Source organism: Allobosea sp. (assembly GCF_017308075.1).
Classification (GTDB): domain Bacteria; phylum Pseudomonadota; class Alphaproteobacteria; order Rhizobiales; family Beijerinckiaceae; genus Allobosea.
The window spans coordinates 116,116-136,779 of the sequence record NZ_JAFKFX010000035.1 but is presented as its reverse complement, the minus strand read 5'-3'; the positions used below and the strand labels follow the sequence as shown (position 1 = coordinate 136,779).

The following is a 20,664-nucleotide window of genomic DNA, read 5'->3' as shown; positions in this document are numbered from 1 at the left end:
AGCACCATCATGATCGACACCCGTCTCGCCCCCTATGGCGCCCTCGGCCTGCGCGTCGCGCTCGGCCTGATGTTCATCGCCCACGCCTATCTCAAGCTCGCGATCTTCACCGTGCCGGGCTTCGCCGGCTTCCTCGGCCAGCTCGGCCTGCCTGGTTTCCTGGCCTGGCCGATCATCCTCGCCGAACTCGTCGGTGGCCTCGCCATCCTGACCGGCTTCTACGGCCGCTATGTCTCGCTGGCGCTGCTGCCGGTCCTGCTCGGCGCGCTCGCCGTCCACGCCCCCAATGGCTGGCTCTTCACCGCGCCGAACGGCGGCTGGGAGTATCCGGCCTTTCTCGCCCTGACGGCCTTCGCCCATGTGTTGATCGGCGACGGCGCCCTCGCCCTGCGCTCCGGCCCGCTCCCGGGCTTGCGCCAGGCGGCCCTTGCCTGAGCCGCCGATTTCCGGCTGAACGGGCGGCGGGTTGCTGCAACCCGCCGCCCGCACCATTTTACGGGAACCCGTTCACGGGCGCCCTGCCCCCGGAGCCGACGCCTTGCCGAACCCGCCCTACACAGTCGCCTGGGACGATTTCCGACTGATCAAGGCGATCGCCGAGGCCCGCAGCCTGCCGGCGGCGGCAGAACTGATCGGCCTCAACCATTCGACGGTGTTTCGCCGCCTCGGCCAGATCGAGGAAGCGCTCGGCACGCGCCTGTTCGAGCGTCATCGCAGCGGCTATGTGACGACGCCGGCCGGCGAGGAGATGGCGGCCCTGGCGGAACGGCTCGACCATGACATCACCGGCTTCACACGCCGCCTCGCCGGGCGCGAGATCCTTCCTGCCGGCGAGTTGCGCGTCACCACCAATGATTCCCTGCTGGTCGAGCTGCTGACGCCGCTCTTCAGCGCCTTCATGCGGCAATGCCCCAACATCCGGCTCGACGTCCTGCTCGGCAACCAGGCCCTCAACCTCAGCAAGCGCGACGCCGACGTCGCCATTCGTGCCACCGACACGCCGCCGGAAAACCTCGTCGGCCGGCGCGCCGCACGGATCGGCTGGGCTCTCTATGGACGCGGCGAGGATTTCCCAGAAGGTCCGCCCGCCGACCAGAGCAAGCTCGCGCAGGCGCGCTGGGTTTCGCTCAACGACCAGTTCGGTGCCTTCAAAGTCGTGCAATACGTACAGAAGCACATCGAGCCGGAGCGCGTCGTCTACAAGCTCAACACGGTGCTCGGCCTGGCCGAGGCCGTCGAGGCCGGGATCGGGGTCGGCTTCCTGCCCTGCTTCATCGGCGACAAGCGCCCCGGGCTGAAGCGTCTCGGGCCCCCGCAGGCCGGCTATGCCGCCGATCTTTGGCTCCTGACCCATCCGGATCTGCGTCAGGCTCCGCGCGTGCGGCTGTTCCTCGATTTCATGGCGAGCGAGCTCACCCGCCTGCGGCCATTGGTCGAAGGCGTGCCCGAGGCAGCGATCCAGCAGGGCGCGAACGCCCCGGTCTCACAAGAGGACTGAACGGGCCGCGGCTCACCCCTCGGGAAATGCGCTGCTTGCTGTCTTTGATGTTTCCATCGAGCTGTGCTGCGCCCTAGACTGCAGCCATGGAAATCGCGATCCCGCTCATCATGGGGCTGACGCTGATCTGGCTGATCGGCCGCGGCACGCCATGGAATGCCAAGCTCATGACGCTCGTGGTGACGCTCGCCGTGATCGTCGCGATCCTGCTGCTGGAGCGCAATGGCTTCTGGCCCGACGCCTTCCGGCGCTGAGGCCAGCGGGCGAAGGGACCGCCAGACCCGCCCGCTATGACCGCCCACCGGCCCCGTCAGACTTCTTCGGCGCTCTCGGCGGTGCTCAATGCCCCATGCAACAGGCGCCGGCACTCCGCGAGCTCCTGCAATGTCGCCTTGAGGAAAGCCAGATCGTCCTGGCTGGGCCATTCCGGCTGGGACGCTTGCGGCAACGAAGAGAGCAGCGCCTTTGCAGCGAAGCCCGGTTCGCCGGTTGGCCGCGACTGTGACGCGGCGATCTCGTCGGCAGTCGCCATTCCGCTCGGGACCGCGGCGGGCCGCATCGCAGCGCCGGGCTGCGGCGCAATCTCGGCTCCACGGCCGATCGCCTGAACATGGCGCAGCCCCTGCTCCTTGAGGATCCGCTGCAGGCCCTTGATCGTGTAGCCCTCGCCATAGAGCAGGCGGCGGATGCCCTTGAGCAGGGCGACGTCGTCGGGGCGATAATAGCGTCGGCCGCCGCCACGCTTCAGCGGCTTGATCTGGGAGAAGCGCGTCTCCCAGAAGCGCAGCACATGCTGGGGTATGTCGAGATCTTCGGCGACCTCGCTGATCGTACGGAAAGCGTCTGGGCTCTTGGTGTCCAATTCGGCCTCGGTATCGCCGTTGTGGAACTCCAGGCTCACTCCTCGTCACCCTCGCCATTCTGGCCGTTGATCCGGGCCTTCATCACGTTCGAGGGCTTGAATACCATCACGCGACGCGGCTCGATCGGAACTTCTACGCCAGTCTTGGGATTACGCCCGATTCGCTCGCCCTTGTCGCGCACGACGAAGGAGCCGAACGAAGAAAGTTTGACGTTCTCGCCACGCGCCACGGCGTCGCAGATCTCGTCGAGGACTGCTTCGACGAGCTTGGACGATTCCGTCCGCGATAGGCCGATCTTCTGATAGACCGCCTCGCACAGGTCCGCGCGCGTCACAGTTTGCCCTGCCATCAGCTCCCTCCAAAGGCGTTACCGAGCAGCCACTACCTTGTCGAAGCATCACGCACCGGAATAGCGGATGCCAGAACCGGGCGCTTCCGGACGGGCGCAGCAGCGCTCCGATCCGAAACTCGCATGCGGCTCTCAACCAAGTGTCGGCACGGGCGCGCTCTGGATGACCGCCCCCGCATTTTCGCCTTCTGCTCTAGGCGCCAAGGTCATTCCGGTCAATCCTCGCGCCGCACGCAAGGGTTGAATTCTTGATATTCACCAGCAATTTACGTCAAAAAAAAGCGATAAATCGAAACAACTTAGCTAAAAGGCCGAGAGGCGGTCACCAGCGGATCAGGGCGGAGCCCCAGGTGAAGCCGCCCCCCATCGCCTCGATCAACACGAGCTGGCCGCGCTTGATCCGCCCATCAGCATGGGCTTCGGCGAGGGCAAGCGGAATCGAGGCCGCCGAAGTGTTGCCATGCCGATCGACGGTGATGACGACCCGGTCCTCGCCGATACCGAGCTTGTGGGCGGTGGCGTCGATGATGCGGCGATTGGCCTGATGCGGCACGAACCAGTCGATATCGTCTCCGGAAAGCCCGGTCTCCTCGAAGGTGTGGCGCACGGTCTCGGCGAGGTTGATCACCGCGTGCTTGAAGACCTCCCGGCCCTCCATGCGCAGGAACCCGACCGTCTTGGTCGAGCCGGGCCCGCCATCGACATAGAGCTTGTTCTTGTAGCGCCCGTCGGAGCGGATATGGGTGGTGAGTACGCCGCGATCGGCCAAAGTGCCTTCGCCTTGCTCGGCGGTGAGCACCACGGCGCCGGCGCCATCGCCGAAGAGCACGCAGGTGGTGCGGTCCTCCCAGTCGAGGATGCGCGAGAAGGTCTCGGCGCCGATGACCAGCGCCGCCTTGGCGGCACCGCTCGTCAGGAATTTGTCGGCGGTGGCGAGGCCGAAGACGAAGCCGGAGCAGACCGCCTGCAGGTCGAAGGCCGCGCCATGCGTGATGCCGAGATCGGCCTGGATCTGCGTCGCGGTCGCCGGGAAGGTGTTGTCGGGCGTCGCCGTCGCGACGATGATCAGATCGATCTCGCTGGCGTCGATACCGGCATCGGCGAGCGCGGCCTGCGCCGCCTTCAGCCCGAGCGTCGCAGTGGTTTCGCCCTCGGCCGCGACGCGACGCTCGCGAATCCCGGTTCGTTGCACGATCCACTCGTCGGTGGTGTCGACTTTCTTGGCCAGATCGGCGTTGCTGACGATCTGCGCCGGCAAATAGGAGCCGCAGCCGCGCAGGACGGATCGCAGGATGGACAAAGGAGCGTCTCTCTTCCCTATTCGCTGACGGCCGTCTGCATGCTCTTCGGGCTTGCATCCGGGCGCGAGGTCGCCGCGACCATCTCGCGCACCTTCGCCATCAGGTTCTCTCGTGCCATCTCGTAGCCCATTTCGGCGGCACTGGCGAACCCGATCGCATCCGTGCCGCCATGGCTCTTGATGACGATGCCTTCCAGGCCGAGGAAGACGCCGCCATTGACCTTGCGCGGGTCCATCTTGTCCTTGAGCGCCGAGAAGGCACCACGCGCGAAGAGATAGCCGATCTTCGACATCAGCGACCGGCTCATCGCGGCGCGCAGATATTCGCCGATCTGCCGGGCCGTGCCCTCGGCGGTCTTCAGGGCGATATTGCCGGTGAAACCTTCGGTGACGACGACGTCGACCGTGCCCTTGCCGAGATCATCGCCCTCGACGAAGCCCTGATAGTCGAGATGGGCGAGATTGGCCTCGCGCAGGATGCGGCCGGCTTCCTTGACCGCCTCGACGCCCTTGATCTCCTCGACCCCGACATTGAGCAGGCCGACGCTCGGACGATCGATGTCGAAGACGACGCGCGCCATGGCCGCGCCCATCACGGCGAGATCGACCAGATGCTGCGCATCGGCACCGATGGTCGCGCCGACATCGAGCACGACGCTCTCGCCGCGTACCGTCGGCCACAGGCAGGCGATCGCCGGGCGGTCGACCTGCGGCATCGATTTCAGGCAGAATTTCGACATCGCCATCAGCGCGCCGGTGTTGCCGGCCGAGATGGTGACATCGGCCTCGCCGGTCTTGGTCGCGTCGATGGCGCGCCACATCGAGGATTTGTAGCGGCCATAGCGCAGCGCCTGGCTCGGCTTGTCGTCCATTTTCACGGAGACGTCCGTGTGGTGGAAGACGGTGGCGGCCTTGAGCTTGGGATGCGCGGCGAGCAGCGGCTCGACGATCGCCTGATCGCCGAAGATCACGAATTTGGCGTCGGGGCGGCGCTCCAGCGTGAGGGCGGCGCCGGGGATGACGATGGACGGACCGTGGTCGCCGCCCATCGCATCGAGCGCGAGTGTAACCGGACGTGTCATGAGGAGGCGATCAGTTCCAGGGGCGGCGCCCCTGGCTGGAGCGGCTCGACGCGGCCGGACAATAGCGAGTTGAACGCGAGCCGCAAGAAAAAGCGGCGACCAGGGCCGGGATCATTCCTCCCCCTTCAGGCGTGCCAGCGCCGCAAAAGGCGATTCGGGGGCAGTTTCGGGCGCGAGCTCGTCGAAGCTGGCGCCGGGCTTGCGCGGATAGGGATCGAGCGCCAGCGCCAGGAATTCGAGGGTGATCGCGCCGAGATCGATGACGCCGTCGACGATCGGCTCCGGCGGATCTTCCTCATTGAGCAGGACTTCGATGTCGATCTCGCCTTCGCCTTGGTCGGCCCCGGCCGCGGCGGCGATCTCCGCCTCCGGCAGGAAGTCGAGCTTGACCGGCACGGTCAGCGCGACGGGAAAGGCCTCGAGCGTGACGACGCAAATCTGGTGTAAGGCCGCGCCGATCTTGCCTTCGAGCTTGACCCGATCGCCATTGCGGGACAGCGAATAGCTCGCTTTCAGCGACTCCAGCGAAGCGACGCCGAGATGGCGCGCGATCGTGGCGAAATCGGATTGCGGCGCCGCGAGCTCGAAGGTCATCGGCCGCAGCGTGATGGTCTCGACGCGAACGGGATGGCGCAGCGGCAACGCGTCCTTGCTGGCGGAACTCATTTGGACAGGCTGCTCTCGAACTTGGGAAAAATCGGATCGGCGGCGAGGATACCCTCGAGATCGAGGGTCGCCAACTGTGCCGCTACGGCACGAGCATGGCGGGCGAGCGCCTCGGCATCAGCCTGTGGCGCAATGTTCCGACTCAGCGCGACGGCGAGTGCGTCGGGCCCGGCCGTGGCCGCGAGCGCCTCCTCATAGGCGCCGACCCGGCCATAGAAGCTGCGGCCGATCTTCTTCAAGCGCTTGGGCACCGAGACATCGCCGACGCCACCCTGGCGAAAGCCGAGCTCGAGATAGCTGAAATTGGCGTCGACGAGGTCCTGGGCCACGTCCGCCGCCGGTTCGGGCAGCTCGCGCAGCCGCCGCAGGACCAGGAAGACATGAAGCGTCAGAGCCTCGAAGCGACCCTCGAAATCATCGGGCACGCCGCCTTCCAGATAGAGCGCGGGCTCGCGCGAAGCGGCGACAATACGCCCGAGCAAGGCGTTGACCGGCACCATCCGGTCGGTCCTTCTGCCGAACAGACCGAAAATCACCGCCGCCACCCCGCTGTTTGCGCTCGCCTTGCCAAAGCCATGCTCGGGCGTTACGCCAAGCATACCCCTCATGACAAGCGCGGCCTCGCTGTCGCGTGCCTGCCGTTGGACCCTCTCCGCATGACTGCTCCGACCCGCCGCACTGTCCTGATCGGCTCGCTCGCCGCCATGTTGCCGCTCGCCGCCTGCAGCGGCACCAATCTCGGCTTTCGCGTCCCGACCTCCGCCGGCCTGAACGAAGAATTCACGCGCGGCTTCGTCATGGATGACGATCTCATCGCCAAGGTCAGGCCGGGCATGGATGTGCAGACGGTGCTGACCACGCTCGGCACGCCTTCGACGACCTCGACCGTCGGCAACCGCACCTTCTACTACATCAGCCAGACCGTGCGCCGCCGCTTCCAGTTCCAGGACTTCACGGTGATCGACCAGCGCGTGCTGGTGATCTATTTCAACAAAGCCTTCAAGGTCGAGCGCATCGCCAATTACGGCCTGCAGGACGGCGTGATCTTCGACTTCATCAGCCGCACCACCCCGACCGGCGGCGAGGAGCAGAGCTTCCTGCGCAACCTGTTCCGCGGCGTCACCAAGTTCAATCCGCTCGGCTCCTGAGCAAACCTGCTCAACGGCGAAACAGAAAAGCCCTGAGGCGCTGCCGCAGGACTTTCTGTGATCAGCGCTCGCTCAACTCGTTGGTGGCTTGCGCCCCGGCAGTGTCATCGCGAACACGCCGATCACGACCAGCGCGAGCCCGGCCCAGGCGGTCGGACTCAGGCGCTCGCCGAGAAAGATCACGCCGATGGCGACGCCGGTCGGTACGCGCAGATAGGCGACCGAAGTCGCCCCGACCGTGCCGAGCCGGTCGATCAGCCGGAAATAGATGATGAAGGCGAGCGCGGTCGAGAATACCGACAAGGCCAGCAGCGCCTGGATCGAGCTGGCCGACGGCGCGAGCGTCCAAGGCCGGTCGACGAGCAGGCTGAAGGGGATCAGGATCGCAGCGCCGCAGATCAGCGAGCCCGCCGCCGGCATGATCGGATCGAGCCCCTTGAAGTTGCGGCCGAACAGCGCCGCGCCGCCATAGCAGGCCGCGGCCGCGACCAGAGCAAGCTGCGCCCAGAGCTCGCGGCCGAAACCCGACAGCGCCTCGACGCCGATGATCAGGCAGACCCCGAGCATGCCGGCGGCGACGCCGAAGAGCTTGCGCCCGGCGGCCGCCTCGGCGCGGAAGAACAACAGGCTCAGCAGGAAAGCGAAGATCGGCGAGCCGGCGTTCAGGATCGAAGCCAGGCCCGCCTCGACGCTGGTCTCGGCCCAGGCGATCAGCGTGAAGGGCACGGCGCTGTTCAGGCAGGCCTGGATCAGGAATCGCCGCCAGATCACGGGCTCGCGCGGCAGGGCGAGTCCGCGCAAGTGGATGACGACAAGCAAAATCGCGCCGGCGATCAGGGTGCGCGCCGCGATCAGCGTCAACGGCGGGATCGTCTCGACGCCAAGCCTGATGAAACTGTAGGAGGCGCCCCAGAGTGTCGCCAGCACGAGCAGCAGGGCAATGTCCGTCGCGTGTCCGGAGCGTACAGGGGCTGAAGCGGCTGGGGCGGTCATCGGGCTCTCCTTGGATCGGGCCGACCATGACAGCTGGCGACAGGCCGGTCGTGCAGGAACGCTACGGATCTGGCCGTAGGCTCGGAGCTTGATTCAGCTGCCTCGCGAATTGATTCCATTTCAGCGCGTAAGATATTGCGAGCAAAAGAAAAACCCCGCGGATCGCTCCGCGGGGCCAGGCCTTGTTCAGGCGGGTCTCGCCGCTCAGCTATGCGCCAGGATGGCGAGCAGCAGGAGCGCGATGATGTTGGTGATCTTGATCGCCGGGTTCACGGCGGGGCCGGCCGTGTCCTTGTAGGGGTCGCCGACGGTGTCGCCGGTAACCGAGGCCTTGTGAGCCTCCGAGCCCTTCATGTGGCGCACGCCGTCCTTGTCGACAAAACCGTCCTCGAAGCTCTTCTTGGCATTATCCCAGGCGCCGCCGCCCGAGGTCATCGAGATCGCGACGAAGATGCCGGTGACGATGACGCCCATCAGCATGGCGCCGACCGCCGCGAAGGCCTGGTTCTTGCCGGCGATGGCGTTGATGACGAAGAAGGTCACGAAGGGTGCGAGCACCGGCAGCAGCGAAGGCACGATCATTTCCTTGATCGCCGCCTTGGTCAGCAGGTCGACGGCGCGGGCATAGTCCGGCCGCTCCGTACCCGCCATGATGCCCGGCTTCTCACGGAACTGCCGGCGCACCTCCTCGACGACCGAACCGGCGGCGCGACCCACCGCGGTCATGCCCATGCCACCGAAGAGGAAGGGGATCAGGCCACCGAGCAGCAGGCCGACGACGACGAAGGGGTTCGACAGCGAGAAATCGACGCTGACGCCCTTGAAGTACTGGAAGGTCGTCGAGCCCGCCTTGTTGGCCTCGGCCACGAAGTAGTTGAGGTCCGAGGTATAGGCGGCGAACAGCACCAGCGCGCCGAGCCCCGCCGAGCCGATCGCATAGCCCTTGGTGATCGCCTTGGTGGTGTTGCCGACCGCATCGAGCGCGTCGGTGGACTGGCGGACCTCCTTGGGCAGGCCGGCCATCTCGGCGATGCCGCCGGCATTGTCGGTGACCGGGCCGAAGGCGTCGAGCGCGACGACGACGCCGGCGAGCGCCAGCATGGCGGTGGTGGCAATGGCGATGCCGAACAGGCCGGCGAGGCCATAGGCGACGATGATGCCGGCGATGATCACGATGGTCGGCAGCGCCGTCGATTCCAGGGACACCGCAAGGCCCTGAATGACGTTGGTGCCGTGGCCGGTGACCGAGGCCTGGGCGATCGAGACCACCGGGCGCTTGCCGGTGCCGGTGTAGTATTCGGTGATGACGACGATCAGCAGCGTCACGGCGAGACCGACCAGCGAGCAGGCGAAGAGGCCCCCCGAGGTGAAGGCGACGCCCTGCCCCGTGGTGAACTGGGCCGAGAAGCCGCCGAACATCACATGCGTCACCGCCGCGATCGCACCGATCGAGAGCACGCCGGCGGCGATGAAGCCCTTGTAGAGCGCGCCCATGATCGACTGGTTGGCGCCGAGCTTGACGAAGAAGGTGCCGATGATCGAGGTCACGACGCAGGCCGCGCCGATCGCCATCGGATACAGCATCATCGTGTTGAGAACCGGCTGGCCGGCGAAGAAGATCGCGGCGAGCACCATGGTCGCGACCAGGGTCACGGCATAGGTCTCGAACAGGTCGGCGGCCATGCCGGCGCAGTCGCCGACATTGTCGCCGACATTGTCGGCGATGGTCGCCGGATTGCGCGGATCGTCCTCGGGAATGCCGGCCTCGACCTTGCCGACGAGGTCGGCGCCGACATCGGCGCCCTTGGTGAAGATACCGCCGCCGAGACGGGCGAAGATCGAGATCAGCGAGGCGCCGAAGCCGAGCGCCACCAGCGAATCGATGACGACGCGGCTGGAGGGCGCGAAGCCCTTCATCGAGGTCAGGAAGCCGTAATAGACGGCGACGCCGAGCAGAGCGAGGCCGGCGACCAGCATGCCGGTGACCGCGCCGGCCTTGAAGGCGACGTCGAGCCCCTGGCCGAGCGACTGCATCGCCGCCTGGGCGGTGCGGACATTGGCGCGCACCGAGACGTTCATGCCGATGAAGCCCGCGACGCCGGAAAGCACGGCGCCGATCAGGAAGCCGATGCCGACATAGGCCCCGAGCAGCCAGGTGAGGCCGACGAAGAGCACGACGCCGACCATGGCGATGGTGACGTATTGCCGCTTGAGATAAGCCTGCGCGCCCTCTGCGACAGCGCCGGAAATCTCCTGCATGCGCTGATTGCCGGCGTCGCGTTTCATCACGTCGCTATAGGCCCAGATGCCGTAGACGATCGAAAGCGCACTCAGAAGTATGATGATGAGCAAGGCCGACATCGACTTTCCTGTCCCTGAGATCTGCATCTGGGGCAGGACGCCCCGACGGAGCCGGCTTGTCGCCGGTCTGTTGAACGCCAGGGACTGCTCTTCCGGGCTCTAGAATCGCGCCCGTAGCGCCGATCGCCAGTGTCTGCCGAATTGTTGCCAAGTTTCCGACGGAATCGCAAACCCGACAACTGACAATTCGGCAGGCTTGTCAGGCGGCGGCGGAACGGCGGCGCAGACCCTGCCAAGCGACCAGGACGAGCGCGACCGCCACCGGCGGGAAAACCAGCCAGTTGACGCTGTCCCATCCGCCGGCGCTGAGCAGGCCGCCGGCCGAGAAGGAGGCGATGGCGACCGAGCCGAAAACCAGGAAATCGTTGGCGGCCTGGACCTTGACCCGCTCCTCCGGGCGATAGCAGTCGGTGACCAGCGCGGTCGCGCCGATGAAGCCGAAATTCCAGCCGACGCCGAGCAGGACGAGCGCGATCCAGAAATGCGCAACGCTGAGCCCGGAAAGGCCGACGATAGCCGCGACGGCGGTCAGCAGCAGGCCGAGCGCGGTGATCTTCTCCTTGCCGTAGCGGGCGATCAGGCGCCCTGTGAAGAAGCTCGGCCCGAACATCGAGAGCACATGCCACTGGATGCCGAGGGCGGCATCGCCGATCGAATGGCCGCAGGCGACCATGGCGAGCGGCGCCGCGGTCATCACGAAGCTCATCAGCCCGTAGGCCACCAGCGCCGCCGTCACCGAGGCGACGAACTTCGGCTGGCGCATGATCTCGGAGAGCGGCCGGCCGCCGCCGGAGCGCTTCTCGACCACGGGCGGAGCGCGCAGCAGAAGGATGACGCCGACGGCGAGCAGAGCGAGCCCGCCCTGCGCCAGGAAGCTCGCGGCGAAGGGCGCGGCCGGCGTCAGGTCGCGCGTCCAATAGACCGATTGCGGGCCGATCACGCCGCCGACCAGCCCTCCGAGCATCACCCAGGAGATGGCGCGCGGCTTGAAGGCTTCGCTCGCCGTGTCGGCCGCGGCGAAGCGATAGCTCTGCACAAAGGAGCCGTAGACACCGCAGAGGAAGGTGCCGATGCAGAACAGCCAGAACAACCGGCTGCCGGTGCCGCTGGCGGCGATGCTGGCGCCGACGATGCCGATCAGCGCCCCGATCAGATAGCCGTTGCGGCGGCCGAGCCGGCGCATCAACATCGCCGCCGGGATGACGCCGCAGGCGATGCCGAGCTGCATCAGGCTGACCGGTACGGTGGCGAAGGCCTGGTCGGTAACGAGTTGCGAGCCGACGATGCCACCGAGCGAGACGACGATGGCGGGGCTGGCGCCGCCGAGCGACTGGGCGCAGGCGAGGACGACCGCATTGCGCTTCGCCAGGGTGTCGTCGCTCACCGGAACATGCTGGTTCATTTGCAGGCCGCCGACTTTCCGCGGCCGGGGCCGCTCTCAGAAATGAACGAAGGAGCCTCGCGCAAAGCTGCGCGGCCTGCCCGCCTCGCTGTATCGCACGGTCCCTGCCTCCGCCGTAACGCGGCCGATGCGCGCAAGACCGAGTCCTGCCGCCTGCGCCGCGGCGGCAAGGGAAGGAAATTCCACCTCGGACGCCGTGCAGAGAATTTCGTAGTCGTCGCCGCCGGTCCAGGCCAGTTCCGCCAATGCGGGATCAGCCATGACGGCATTGCGGGCCGCGGCCGAGAGCGGCACCGTGTCGAGCTCGATCTCGGCGCCGACGCGCGAGGCTGCGAGCAGCTTGCCGAGGTCGCCGACGAGCCCGTCCGAGACGTCCATCGCCGCCGAGGCATGAAGCTGCAGGGCCTGGGCGAGCGCCAGACGCGGCTGCGGATGCAGATAGCGATCGGCCAGGAAGGCGCGGTCGGCCTCGCAGAGGCGGGCGACCCAACCCGGCCTGTCCGGGCCGTGCGCCCGCAGGCCGAGCGCGCCATCGCCGATCGTCCCCGTGACCAGCACGAGATCGCCGGGCTTGGCGCCCGAGCGCAGCACCATCCGCCCGGCAGGCACGCTGCCGAAGGCGGTGATCGAAAGCGTCAGCGGGCCGGTCGTCGAGACCGTGTCCCCGCCGATCAGCGGGCAGCCCGCCTCGCCCGCGACAGCCGCGAGCCCTTGGGCGAAGGCTGCGAGCCAATCCTCGGCCCAGCCCTTGGGCAAAGCGAGCGTCAGCACGAAACCGTCGGGCCGCGCGCCCTTGGCGGCGAGATCGGAGAGGTTGACCGCCAGCGCCTTGCGCGCAATCGAGCCGGCGGGGTCGTCCGGGAAGAAGTGCACGCCGGCGACCAGCGCGTCGGCGGTGACGACGAGCTCGTAGCCCCGCGCCGGCCGCAGCAGCGCCGCATCGTCGAGAAGCCCGAGGCCGTCACGGCCGGCGATCGGGGCGAAATGCCGGGCGATCAGCTCGAATTCACCGGGTCGCGCGTCTTCTCTCGACATTGCGATCTCACTTGCCAAGTGCAGCCCTCACCCTGAGGAGCCCCGAAGCGGCGTCTCGAAGGATGCTTCAGAGGATGCCAAGGGTGCAATCTGGTTCATCCTTCGAGACGCCGCTCCTGGCGGAACGGCTCCTCAGGATGAGGGCTCGGAGGTTGCCCTCCTGCTCACGCCGCCGGGACGTCGAATTCCTCGGCGCGGAACTCGCGGGCGAGCTTGTCGAGCACGGCGTTGACCATGCCGATCTCCTCGCCCTGGTAGAAGGTGCGGGTGACCGCGACATATTCCGAAATCACGGCGCGCGCCGGCACGTCCTTGCGGAAGGCCAGCTCATAGGCACCGGCGCGCAGCACCGCGCGTACCACCGCCTCGACGCGCTTCAGCGGCCAGCCCGCGGCGAGCGCATCGTCCACGGCGCGGTCGACCAGACGCTGCTCGCTGACGACGCCGCCGAGCAGGTCGCGGAAGAAATTCAGCTCGGCTTTCGGCAGCTCGATCTCCTCGACCTCCTTGCCGATCCAGAAATGCTCGAACTCGGCCATGGCCTCGACCACGCCGCGCCCGCCGACCTCCATCTGGTAGAGCGCCTGCACGGCCGCCAGCCGGGCGCCGCGGCGCATCTCGGCCCGGCTCATTTCGACTCCTCCACCAGCGAGCGCTTGTAGCGCAGCACCGAGAGCGCAGCTTCAGCCGCGCCGCCGCCCTTGTCCATCTCGGAACGATTGGCACGGGCCCAGGCCTGGGCCTCGTTCTCGACGGTCAGGATGCCGTTGCCGAGCGGCAGGGCGAAGGCGACGGAGAGGTCCATCAACGCGCGCGAGCTCTCGCCGGCGACGATGTCGTAATGACCGGTCTCGCCCCGGATCACGGTGCCGAGCGCGACCACCGCCTCATAGGGATCGACAGCCTCGTCGGCGGCACGCAAGCCGATGACGATCGCAGACGGGATCTCGAGCGCGCCGGGAACGGTGACGCGATCGACGCGGCAGCCGGCCTTTTCGAGCACGGCGAGCGCGCCCTGCAGCAGTTCGTCGGCGAGGCCGTCATAGAAGCGGGCCTCGACCACGAGGACGCGTGCGCCGTCGAGCGGGGCGGCTGAGGCAGCCGATGATTGCCGGGGTCCGGCCATGCGGGAATTCCTTCTGGTATCGTCGAGGCGCCTTCGACCAGGTCGAAAGCAATCAAGCCCTCGTCCTGAGGAGCCGTTTCGTCAGAAATGGCGTCTCGAAGGATGGTCCAGAGCGCGCTGGACCATCCTTCGAGACGCCGCTGCGCGGCTCCTCAGGATGAGGGCTGAGGCAGGACCGGCTCTTAGCCCTGCCCGCGCGCCTCCGCAAGCCGCGCGGCATACCGCGCCATCAGATCGACCTCGACATGAACGCCGTCCTCCTGCTTGCGCTGCCCCCAGGTGGTGACACTGAAGGAATGCGGGATCAGCAGGACGGTGAACACGTCGTCCTCGACTGTGTTGACGGTCAGCGAGGTGCCGTCGAGGCAGATCGAGCCCTTGGCCGCGATGAAGCGGGCGAGGCCCTGCGGCGCGCGGATATGGAAGCGCGCCGTCGCCCCCCAGGGCTCATCCGGATCGGGCGCGATGGCATCGACCTTGATGATCCTGCCGACGCCGTCGACATGGCCGGTGACCAGATGGCCGCCGAGCTCGTCGCCCATCTTCAGCGAGCGCTCGAGATTGATCGGCGTCCCGACATCCCAGTCGCCGACCAAGGTCTTGGACAGCGTCTCGGCCGCAGCCTCGACCTGGAAAACGCAGCCCGGCTCGCCATCCTCGCGCGGGCTCAGGGCGGTCACGGTGAGACAGACGCCGGCGCAGGCGATCGATGCGCCGATCTCGATGCCCTCTGCCTCCCAAGGGCAGGAGATGGCGAGCCGCTTCAGGCTCGGCCCCATCTTCCGCGCCTGGGTGACGGTGCCAATGGCGGTGACGATGCCGGTGAACATCAGGCAATCCTCGTGAAGTGCTGGAAACGGTCCTGGCCGATGATCCCGGCTTCGGCGATGGCGTACATCTTGGGATCGGCGAGCAGCGCCGCAAGGCCCGGCCGCACGGCGACGACGCCGGCTTCGCCGAGCACGATCGGCGAGGTCGAGACGATGACCTCGTCGGCAAAGCCGGCCAGCGCCAGCCTTTCACCGATGGTCGGCCCGCCCTCGGAAAAGACCCGGGTGATGCCGCGTGCCGCGAGCAGCCGCAGCGCCTCGCCGAGATCGAGATGGCCGTCGGCGGCGCGTCCGACGCGCATCACCTCGACGCCGGCGGCGACGAGGCGCGCCTCGGCCTCGACCGGCGCGTCCTCTGCCGCGATCACCCAGACCGGCACTTCGCCGGCGCCGCGCACCAGCTGGGAATCCAGCGGCAGGCGCAGATTGGAATCGAGCACGACCCGGACCGGCGAACGAATCTCCAGCCCGGCGAGCCGCACGGTCAGGAGCGGATCATCGGCAAGGACGGAGCCGATACCGAGCATGATCGCGTCGTAACGGGCACGCTCGCGGTGAACCCATTCACCGGCTTCCGGACAGGAAATCCTGATGCGGGCCCGCCCTGCCCCGCCGGCGAAGCCGTCGGCGGTACGCGCCACCTTGAAGGTCACCATCGGCCGGCCCTGCGTGACCCGCAGCACATGGCCGCAATGGCTGCGCTGCGCCTGATCTTCGAGCACGCCGGTGACCACCTCCACCCCGGAACTGCGCAGGAGTGCATGGCCGAGCCCGGCGATGCGGGGGTTGGGATCGTCCATGGCCGAGACGACGCGGCGCACGCCAGCGAGCAGGGTGCGCTCGACGCAAGGGGTGCCGCCGCGCAGGGTCCGGTGCGAGCAGGGCTCCAGCGTCACATAGAGCGTGCCCCCTGCCGCCGCGGAACCGGCCTGCTCGAAGGCCATCGCCTCGCCATGCGGTCGGCCGCCAGGCTGAGTGTGGCCGGCCCCGACGACGACCGGTCCCTCCGGCCCATCGCGGGTCACCACGGCCCCGACCGATGGGTTCGGCCAGGTCTGGCCGAGGCCGCGCGCACCGAGTTCCAGCGCCTGGCGCATGAAGGCGCGGTCGATCTCGTCGCGATCAGACATCGTCGCGCGGCCTGGCCCCTTCGCCGACGGGCTCGGCTTCGCCCTCCCCCTCATCGCTGCTGAGCTGGCCGAGCAGCTCCTCGAAATCGCGGGCCTCGCGGAAATTCCTGTAAACCGAGGCGAAGCGGACATAGGCGACGTCGTCGAGCGATTTCAGCCCTTCCATCACCAGCTCGCCGATGGTCGAGCTCATGATCTCCGCCTCGCCCGAACTTTCGAGCTGGCGCACGATACCGTTGACCAGCCGTTCGATACGCTCGGGAGCCACGGCGCGCTTGCGCAAAGCGACCTCGATCGAGGTCTGCAGCTTGTCACGATCGAAGGCGGTGCGCCGGCCCGAGCGCTTGACCACGGTGAGCTCGCGCAGTTGCACCCGCTCGAAAGTAGTGAAGCGGCCACCGCAATCCGGGCAGACGCGCCGGCGCCGGATCGAGGCGTGATCGTCGGTCGGCCGCGAATCCTTCACCTGGGTGTCGAGCGAGCCGCAATAAGGACAGCGCATACCTTGGGCCTCGAGGGTTGCTTGAGGGACGATACCGTCCGCGGCCCTTCCTTGCCCCAGCCATGCCGTCGCAGGCCAGCGAAAAACGACCGGGCGGCGGCAAGGGGGCAAGCGCAATATCGCATGGCGCTATGACCGATGAAGGGAAGCACCTCGCAAAAAAGACGCAGGGCGAGCTGCCTTCTCATGCCAAGATGGAACCTGCGACCCGCCTGCCCTTCACCGTTTGCGCTGCCTGCCGATCCCCATCGCTCGCCAATCGGAGTTTTGCAGATGTCCAACGACACTACGGGCGACGCCTTCGGCGGCCTGGTCGTGCTGGCGTTCGACCTTCTCGACAGCGAGATCCACAGGTCTCCCGAACGTCTCGCCGAGATCCTCAAGAGCCCGGTCGTGCTGGCGACCGCCCAGAAGGGGCTCTTGAGCTTCGCGAATGCCAAACTCAAGAGCCAGACCACCCAGCTCTCGCCGGACGACATCCAGAAACTCCGCTCGATCGGCGACGATGTTCTGTCCAAGGCCGCCGACGAATACTTCAAGCAGATCAAGAAATCGTCGGCGTACAAATCCCTGGAGAAGCAGGTCGATGCCTTCAAGCAGGCGGCCGGCTCGTCAGCGCTCGGCGTCTGGGTCGATCAGCACAAAGGCGTCGTCTATGTCGTCGGCGCGGCGCTCGCGCTCGGCGCAGGCGCGGCACTGTTCGTCACCAAGCCGAACAGCGGAGCGGTGACGCTCGGCCTGCAGCAGCTGGAGAAGCTGCAGTTCGAGGTCGTCAAGCTCGGCGCGCTGAAGCTCGGCGTCGGCGGCATCGTCTTCGACCCGACGGCCGAACTCGTCGGCGCCAAGCTGACCGGCAAGCTGAAATGGGACAGGCTGAAGCTCGATCTCTCGCTTCAGGTGGTGACCAGATCTGCGGCCATCGACAAGGTGGAAGGCGAGGTCATGGTCAAATACGGCTCCTTCGACCTCACCGGCATCGTCAAGAAGGACGTCAGCAAGCCGACCGTCGATCTCAACCTCAAGCTCAGCGCGACGGAGGATCACTTCAACGTCGCGGTCGCCGCACAGGTCAAGGACGGGCAGTTCGGCGGCAGCGCCGCGGCCGGCTACAAGGTCACGAAGGGGCTCGACCTCAGCGCGGAACTCAGCCGGACCGGCCGGGGCGACGCGCCCGGCGGACCGGAGAACCTGTTCATGATCAAGCTGACCGGGACGTTCCCCTAAAGATCGCCCCGGCCGGAGCCTGCTCAGTAGATCGGGAAGCGCGCCGTCAGCGCCTGCGCCTTGGCCTTCACCGCCTGCTCGACCGCGGCATTGCCCTCCTCGCCATTCGCAGCAAGCCCGTCGAGCACCTCGGCGATCAGCTCGCCGACGCGCTGGAACTCGGCGATGCCGAAGCCGCGCGAGGTCGCCGCCGGGGTGCCCAGGCGGATGCCGGAGGTGACCATCGGCTTCTCCGGATCGAAGGGGATGCCGTTCTTGTTGCAGGTGATGTGCGCGCGTCCCAGCGCGGCCTCAGCGGCCTTGCCGGTGATCTTCTTCGAGCGCAGGTCGACCAGCATCAGATGGTTGTCGGTGCCGCCGGTGACGAGGTCGAAGCCCTTGCTCTTCAGCGTCTCGGCCAGCGCCTTGGCATTGGCGACGACGGCATGGGCATAGGTCTTGAACTCGGGCTGCAGCGCCTCGTGGAAGGACACGGCCTTGGCGGCGATGACATGCATCAGCGGCCCGCCCTGCAGGCCCGGGAACACCGCCGAGTTGATCTTCTTGGCGATCGCCTCGTCATTGGTCAGCACCATGCCGCCGCGCGGACCGCGCAGGGTCTTGTGCGTGGTGGTGGTGACGACATGGGCGTGCGGGAACGGCGAGGGATGGGCGCCGCCGGCGACGAGACCGGCGAAATGGGCGATGTCGACCATGAAATAGGCGCCGACCTTGTCGGCGATCTCACGGAAGCGGGCGAAATCCCAATGACGGGCATAGGCCGAGCCCCCGGCGACGATGAGCTTCGGCTTGTGCTCGACCGCGAGGCGCTCCATCGCGTCATAGTCGATCTGCTGGTCGACGACGCAGACGCCGTAGGGCACGACCTTGAACCACTTGCCCGACTGGTTGACCGGCGCGCCATGGGTGAGATGGCCGCCGGCGGCGAGATCGAGCCCCATGAAGGTGTCGCCGGGCTGCATCAGTGCCATGAACACGGCCTGGTTGGCCTGGCTGCCGGAGTTCGGCTGGACATTGGCGAACCCACAATCGAACAACCGGCAGGCACGCTCGATCGCCAGCTTCTCGGCGATGTCGACGAACTGGCAGCCGCCATAATAGCGCCGGCCGGGATAGCCCTCGGCATATTTGTTGGTCATCACCGAGCCCTGCGCCTCGAGCACGGCGCGCGAGACGATGTTCTCGGAGGCGATCAGCTCGATCTCGTCGCGCTGGCGACCGAGCTCGAGTTCGATCGCGCGGGCGATCTCGGGATCGCGATCGGCGAGCGAAGCGGCGAAGAAGGAGTTCGAGAGATGCTTCTCGGGGGCGGCGTCACGGCTCATGGTCTGCTCCATCGACGCGCCGCCTGCGGCCGGCACGGTGCCGACCCGAGGCGCGTCCGTTTGGCTTGGTCGCGAGGCCGGCGCAACCCTTGCCCGGCGCTGGCGCGTGCTTAGACCATGCCCGGCAAAAGGGGAATGCGGTTTTGTCGCCGTAGAGGCGCAACCGGTGCGTGCCGTCGTCGCGTCAGAAGAGTCCGCTACAAGCGCCGTCGCAATTTCGCCGTCTCAGCGGCGGAACCATGACGAAGTCCGGGCGTTGCTCATCCAGCGGCGGAGGCGACCATGGGCTTCGGACTTCTCGAAATCGCGATCGTGATGAGCTGCATCTCGATCCTCGGCTACATCATCGCCGACAATTTCGTCTGACGGCGGGATCGAACGTGCCGAAGAGAACACTGACAACAGAAAGGGCTCCCGGACAGCTGTCCGGGAGCCCTTATCAACTGGACGGCAGGAAAGACCTGCTCAGATGTCCTGCTCGCCCTGGAGCCGGGCGACCGGGACCGGGCCGAGCCCGTCCTTGTTGTAGATGTCCTCGCGGAACTGCACGCCGCCATCGGGCGTCGCCCAGGCGGTGATGTAGACCCAGTAGCAGGGTACGGGGTTGGCGATGCGGGCGTTGATGCGCTCGCCGGACTGGATCGTCTCGTCGATCTTGGCGCGATCCCAGCCGGGCGTCTCCTTGAGCAGGAAGGTGATGTAGTCGCGCACGTTCTGGACGCGGATGCAGCCCGAGGAGACGAAGCGGAAATCGTCGCCGAAAATGCCCTTGGCCGGCGTATCGTGCATGTAGACGCCATGCGGGCTGGGGATATTGATGCGCACGAAACCGAGCGAGTTGAACTCGCCGCCCGGATCCTGGCGGAAGGTGTAGCGCGTCGCCTCGTCCGAGTTCCAGTTGACCCGCTCGGGCGCGATCTCGCCGCTCGGGCCGATGATGCGGATCCGGTTCTCCGTGAGATAGCCCGGCTGCTTGCGCATCATCGGGATCAGATCCTTGCGGATGATCGATGCGGGCACGGTCCAGGTCGGGTTGAAATTGACCTCGGGAATCTTGGTCTGCAGCAGCGGCGACTGGCGGTCGGCCTTGCCGACGCCCGCGGCGTGGCGGGTCGCGACATGGCCGTTCTCGACGGTCTCGATCGCAGCCGCCGGGATATTGGCGACGACGTAGCGGTTGCCGAGATTGCCCGACCAGGTGCGCAGCCGGACGACGTTGGTCTCGAGCTGGCGGATACGCCGCTCGATCGGCACGTTCAGCGCGTTCAGGGTGGCGCGGTTGACGCTGCCGGTGGTCGACAGGCCCATGCGTGCCTGGAAGCGGCGCACCCCGCCCTCGACATAGGAATCGAAGACATTGCTGGTTCCGACCGACGCATCGAGATCGCCGGTGATGATCAGGCGCTGGCGCAGCTGCACGACGCCCTGCCCCTTCGAGCCCACGGCGAGACGATCACCGACCTGCAGTGCCGGCCAGCCGCCGCGCGCGGCGAGATCGCGATAGTTCGCGATCGCCTGCTCGGTCGCGGCGAGCGCCGCCGGGGACAGCATCGGGGTAGAGGAGCGCAGCACCACATTGCGGGCGCCCGCATCGTAGTTCTGGCGCCATTCGGCCTGCTGGGCGAAAGCCGGCAGGCTGACGCCGGCGGCGGCGCTCGAAAACAGGGCCAGCACCGTCTCGCGACGCGTCAGGCTGATATGCGGCATCGATCGTACCCCTCGGACTTCGCAGTCAACATAAAGCGGGACGAAACCCGCCCCTTCAGCACGGCCGGGCCGCGCTGGTTGCTGGGGACGATCCCCTACCACAGTTAACACGCTATGATGAGA

General features: G+C 67.0%; 22 protein-coding genes. 5 read left to right on the top strand and 17 right to left on the bottom strand.

Annotation, left to right across the window (positions count from 1 at the left end):
* Window positions 1–9 precede the first annotated feature (9 nt).
* The 3 genes from J0J10_RS17945 (at window position 10) to J0J10_RS17935 (ending at window position 1,752) form a co-directional block, all read left to right on the top strand.
* Window positions 10–435 carry a DoxX family protein gene (locus J0J10_RS17945; RefSeq protein ID WP_291636488.1) on the top strand — a complete coding sequence of 142 codons (426 nt, stop codon included), beginning with the start codon at window positions 10–12 and terminating at the stop codon, window positions 433–435.
* A gap of 103 nt (window positions 436–538) precedes the next feature.
* Window positions 539–1,498 (top strand): LysR family transcriptional regulator, encoded by a 960-nt coding sequence (locus tag J0J10_RS17940; protein ID WP_291647912.1) that lies wholly within the window; start codon window positions 539–541, stop codon window positions 1,496–1,498.
* An 86-nt stretch (window positions 1,499–1,584) separates the two neighbouring features.
* Window positions 1,585–1,752, top strand: a complete 168-nt coding sequence (locus tag J0J10_RS17935) for a hypothetical protein (protein ID WP_291636492.1) — start codon at window positions 1,585–1,587, stop codon at window positions 1,750–1,752.
* A gap of 56 nt (window positions 1,753–1,808) precedes the next feature.
* Here the strand turns inward: J0J10_RS17935 and J0J10_RS17930 are convergent, their stop codons facing one another.
* From J0J10_RS17930 to J0J10_RS17905, 6 genes are all read right to left on the bottom strand, one after another.
* Window positions 1,809–2,399, bottom strand: coding sequence for a MerR family transcriptional regulator (locus tag J0J10_RS17930; protein ID WP_291647910.1), 591 nt, complete (start codon window positions 2,397–2,399; stop codon window positions 1,809–1,811).
* Window positions 2,396–2,710 carry an integration host factor subunit alpha gene (locus tag J0J10_RS17925; RefSeq protein WP_291636494.1) on the bottom strand — a complete coding sequence of 105 codons (315 nt, stop codon included), beginning with the start codon at window positions 2,708–2,710 and terminating at the stop codon, window positions 2,396–2,398. The genes J0J10_RS17930 and J0J10_RS17925 overlap by 4 nt, the downstream gene beginning before the upstream one ends.
* Before the next feature lie 322 nt (window positions 2,711–3,032).
* Entirely contained in the window at window positions 3,033–4,010 is a 978-nt protein-coding gene (locus tag J0J10_RS17920) for a beta-ketoacyl-ACP synthase III (protein WP_291636496.1), read from the bottom strand.
* 17 nt (window positions 4,011–4,027) lie between these two features.
* A complete protein-coding gene (plsX, locus tag J0J10_RS17915) occupies window positions 4,028–5,092 on the bottom strand; it encodes a phosphate acyltransferase PlsX (protein WP_291647908.1) in 1,065 nt (354 codons plus the stop codon).
* A 111-nt stretch (window positions 5,093–5,203) separates the two neighbouring features.
* Window positions 5,204–5,758, bottom strand: a complete 555-nt coding sequence (locus J0J10_RS17910; protein ID WP_291647905.1) for a YceD family protein — start codon at window positions 5,756–5,758, stop codon at window positions 5,204–5,206.
* The gene (locus J0J10_RS17905) at window positions 5,755–6,366 is read right to left on the bottom strand and encodes a ubiquinol-cytochrome C chaperone family protein (RefSeq protein WP_291647903.1); all 612 of its coding nucleotides are present in this window, start codon (window positions 6,364–6,366) and stop codon (window positions 5,755–5,757) included. Before J0J10_RS17905 ends, J0J10_RS17910 begins: the two co-directional genes overlap by 4 nt.
* Window positions 6,367–6,414: 48 nt before the next feature.
* Here J0J10_RS17905 and J0J10_RS17900 point away from each other — a divergent pair, with 48 nt between their 5' ends.
* A complete protein-coding gene (locus tag J0J10_RS17900) occupies window positions 6,415–6,906 on the top strand; it encodes an outer membrane protein assembly factor BamE (RefSeq protein WP_291636504.1) in 492 nt (163 codons plus the stop codon).
* A gap of 72 nt (window positions 6,907–6,978) precedes the next feature.
* Here J0J10_RS17900 and J0J10_RS17895 read toward each other — a convergent pair whose 3' ends face one another.
* The 9 genes from J0J10_RS17895 to nrdR form a co-directional block, all read right to left on the bottom strand.
* A complete protein-coding gene (locus J0J10_RS17895; RefSeq protein ID WP_291647901.1) occupies window positions 6,979–7,899 on the bottom strand; it encodes a DMT family transporter in 921 nt (306 codons plus the stop codon).
* Between the two features lie 204 nt (window positions 7,900–8,103).
* The gene (locus J0J10_RS17890) at window positions 8,104–10,260 is read right to left on the bottom strand and encodes a sodium-translocating pyrophosphatase (protein WP_291647899.1); all 2,157 of its coding nucleotides are present in this window, start codon (window positions 10,258–10,260) and stop codon (window positions 8,104–8,106) included.
* A 199-nt stretch (window positions 10,261–10,459) separates the two neighbouring features.
* A complete protein-coding gene (locus J0J10_RS17885) occupies window positions 10,460–11,662 on the bottom strand; it encodes an MFS transporter (RefSeq protein WP_291647897.1) in 1,203 nt (400 codons plus the stop codon).
* Window positions 11,663–11,698: 36 nt separating this feature from the next.
* The gene (gene thiL, locus J0J10_RS17880) at window positions 11,699–12,697 is read right to left on the bottom strand and encodes a thiamine-phosphate kinase (RefSeq protein ID WP_291647895.1); all 999 of its coding nucleotides are present in this window, start codon (window positions 12,695–12,697) and stop codon (window positions 11,699–11,701) included.
* 164 nt (window positions 12,698–12,861) lie between these two features.
* The gene (gene nusB / locus J0J10_RS17875) at window positions 12,862–13,329 is read right to left on the bottom strand and encodes a transcription antitermination factor NusB (protein ID WP_291640106.1); all 468 of its coding nucleotides are present in this window, start codon (window positions 13,327–13,329) and stop codon (window positions 12,862–12,864) included.
* Window positions 13,326–13,823 carry a 6,7-dimethyl-8-ribityllumazine synthase gene (ribH, locus tag J0J10_RS17870; protein WP_291640108.1) on the bottom strand — a complete coding sequence of 166 codons (498 nt, stop codon included), beginning with the start codon at window positions 13,821–13,823 and terminating at the stop codon, window positions 13,326–13,328. Before ribH ends, nusB begins: the two co-directional genes overlap by 4 nt.
* Window positions 13,824–14,005: 182 nt before the next feature.
* The gene (locus tag J0J10_RS17865; protein ID WP_291647893.1) at window positions 14,006–14,653 is read right to left on the bottom strand and encodes a riboflavin synthase; all 648 of its coding nucleotides are present in this window, start codon (window positions 14,651–14,653) and stop codon (window positions 14,006–14,008) included.
* Window positions 14,653–15,783: a bifunctional diaminohydroxyphosphoribosylaminopyrimidine deaminase/5-amino-6-(5-phosphoribosylamino)uracil reductase RibD gene (ribD, locus tag J0J10_RS17860; protein ID WP_291647890.1), complete on the bottom strand. Its 1,131-nt coding sequence runs from the start codon at window positions 15,781–15,783 to the stop codon at window positions 14,653–14,655. The genes J0J10_RS17865 and ribD overlap by 1 nt, the downstream gene beginning before the upstream one ends.
* A complete protein-coding gene (gene nrdR, locus J0J10_RS17855; RefSeq protein ID WP_291640114.1) occupies window positions 15,776–16,285 on the bottom strand; it encodes a transcriptional regulator NrdR in 510 nt (169 codons plus the stop codon). Before nrdR ends, ribD begins: the two co-directional genes overlap by 8 nt.
* Window positions 16,286–16,558: 273 nt before the next feature.
* Between nrdR and J0J10_RS17850 the strand changes: the two genes are divergently transcribed.
* A complete protein-coding gene (locus J0J10_RS17850) occupies window positions 16,559–17,509 on the top strand; it encodes a hypothetical protein (protein ID WP_291647888.1) in 951 nt (316 codons plus the stop codon).
* 23 nt (window positions 17,510–17,532) lie between these two features.
* Here J0J10_RS17850 and glyA read toward each other — a convergent pair whose 3' ends face one another.
* Both glyA and J0J10_RS17840 read right to left on the bottom strand, forming a co-directional pair.
* Window positions 17,533–18,834: a serine hydroxymethyltransferase gene (gene glyA, locus J0J10_RS17845; RefSeq protein ID WP_291647886.1), complete on the bottom strand. Its 1,302-nt coding sequence runs from the start codon at window positions 18,832–18,834 to the stop codon at window positions 17,533–17,535.
* A 465-nt stretch (window positions 18,835–19,299) separates the two neighbouring features.
* Window positions 19,300–20,541 carry a L,D-transpeptidase family protein gene (locus J0J10_RS17840; RefSeq protein WP_291640120.1) on the bottom strand — a complete coding sequence of 414 codons (1,242 nt, stop codon included), beginning with the start codon at window positions 20,539–20,541 and terminating at the stop codon, window positions 19,300–19,302.
* Between the last annotated feature and the right edge of the window lie 123 nt (window positions 20,542–20,664).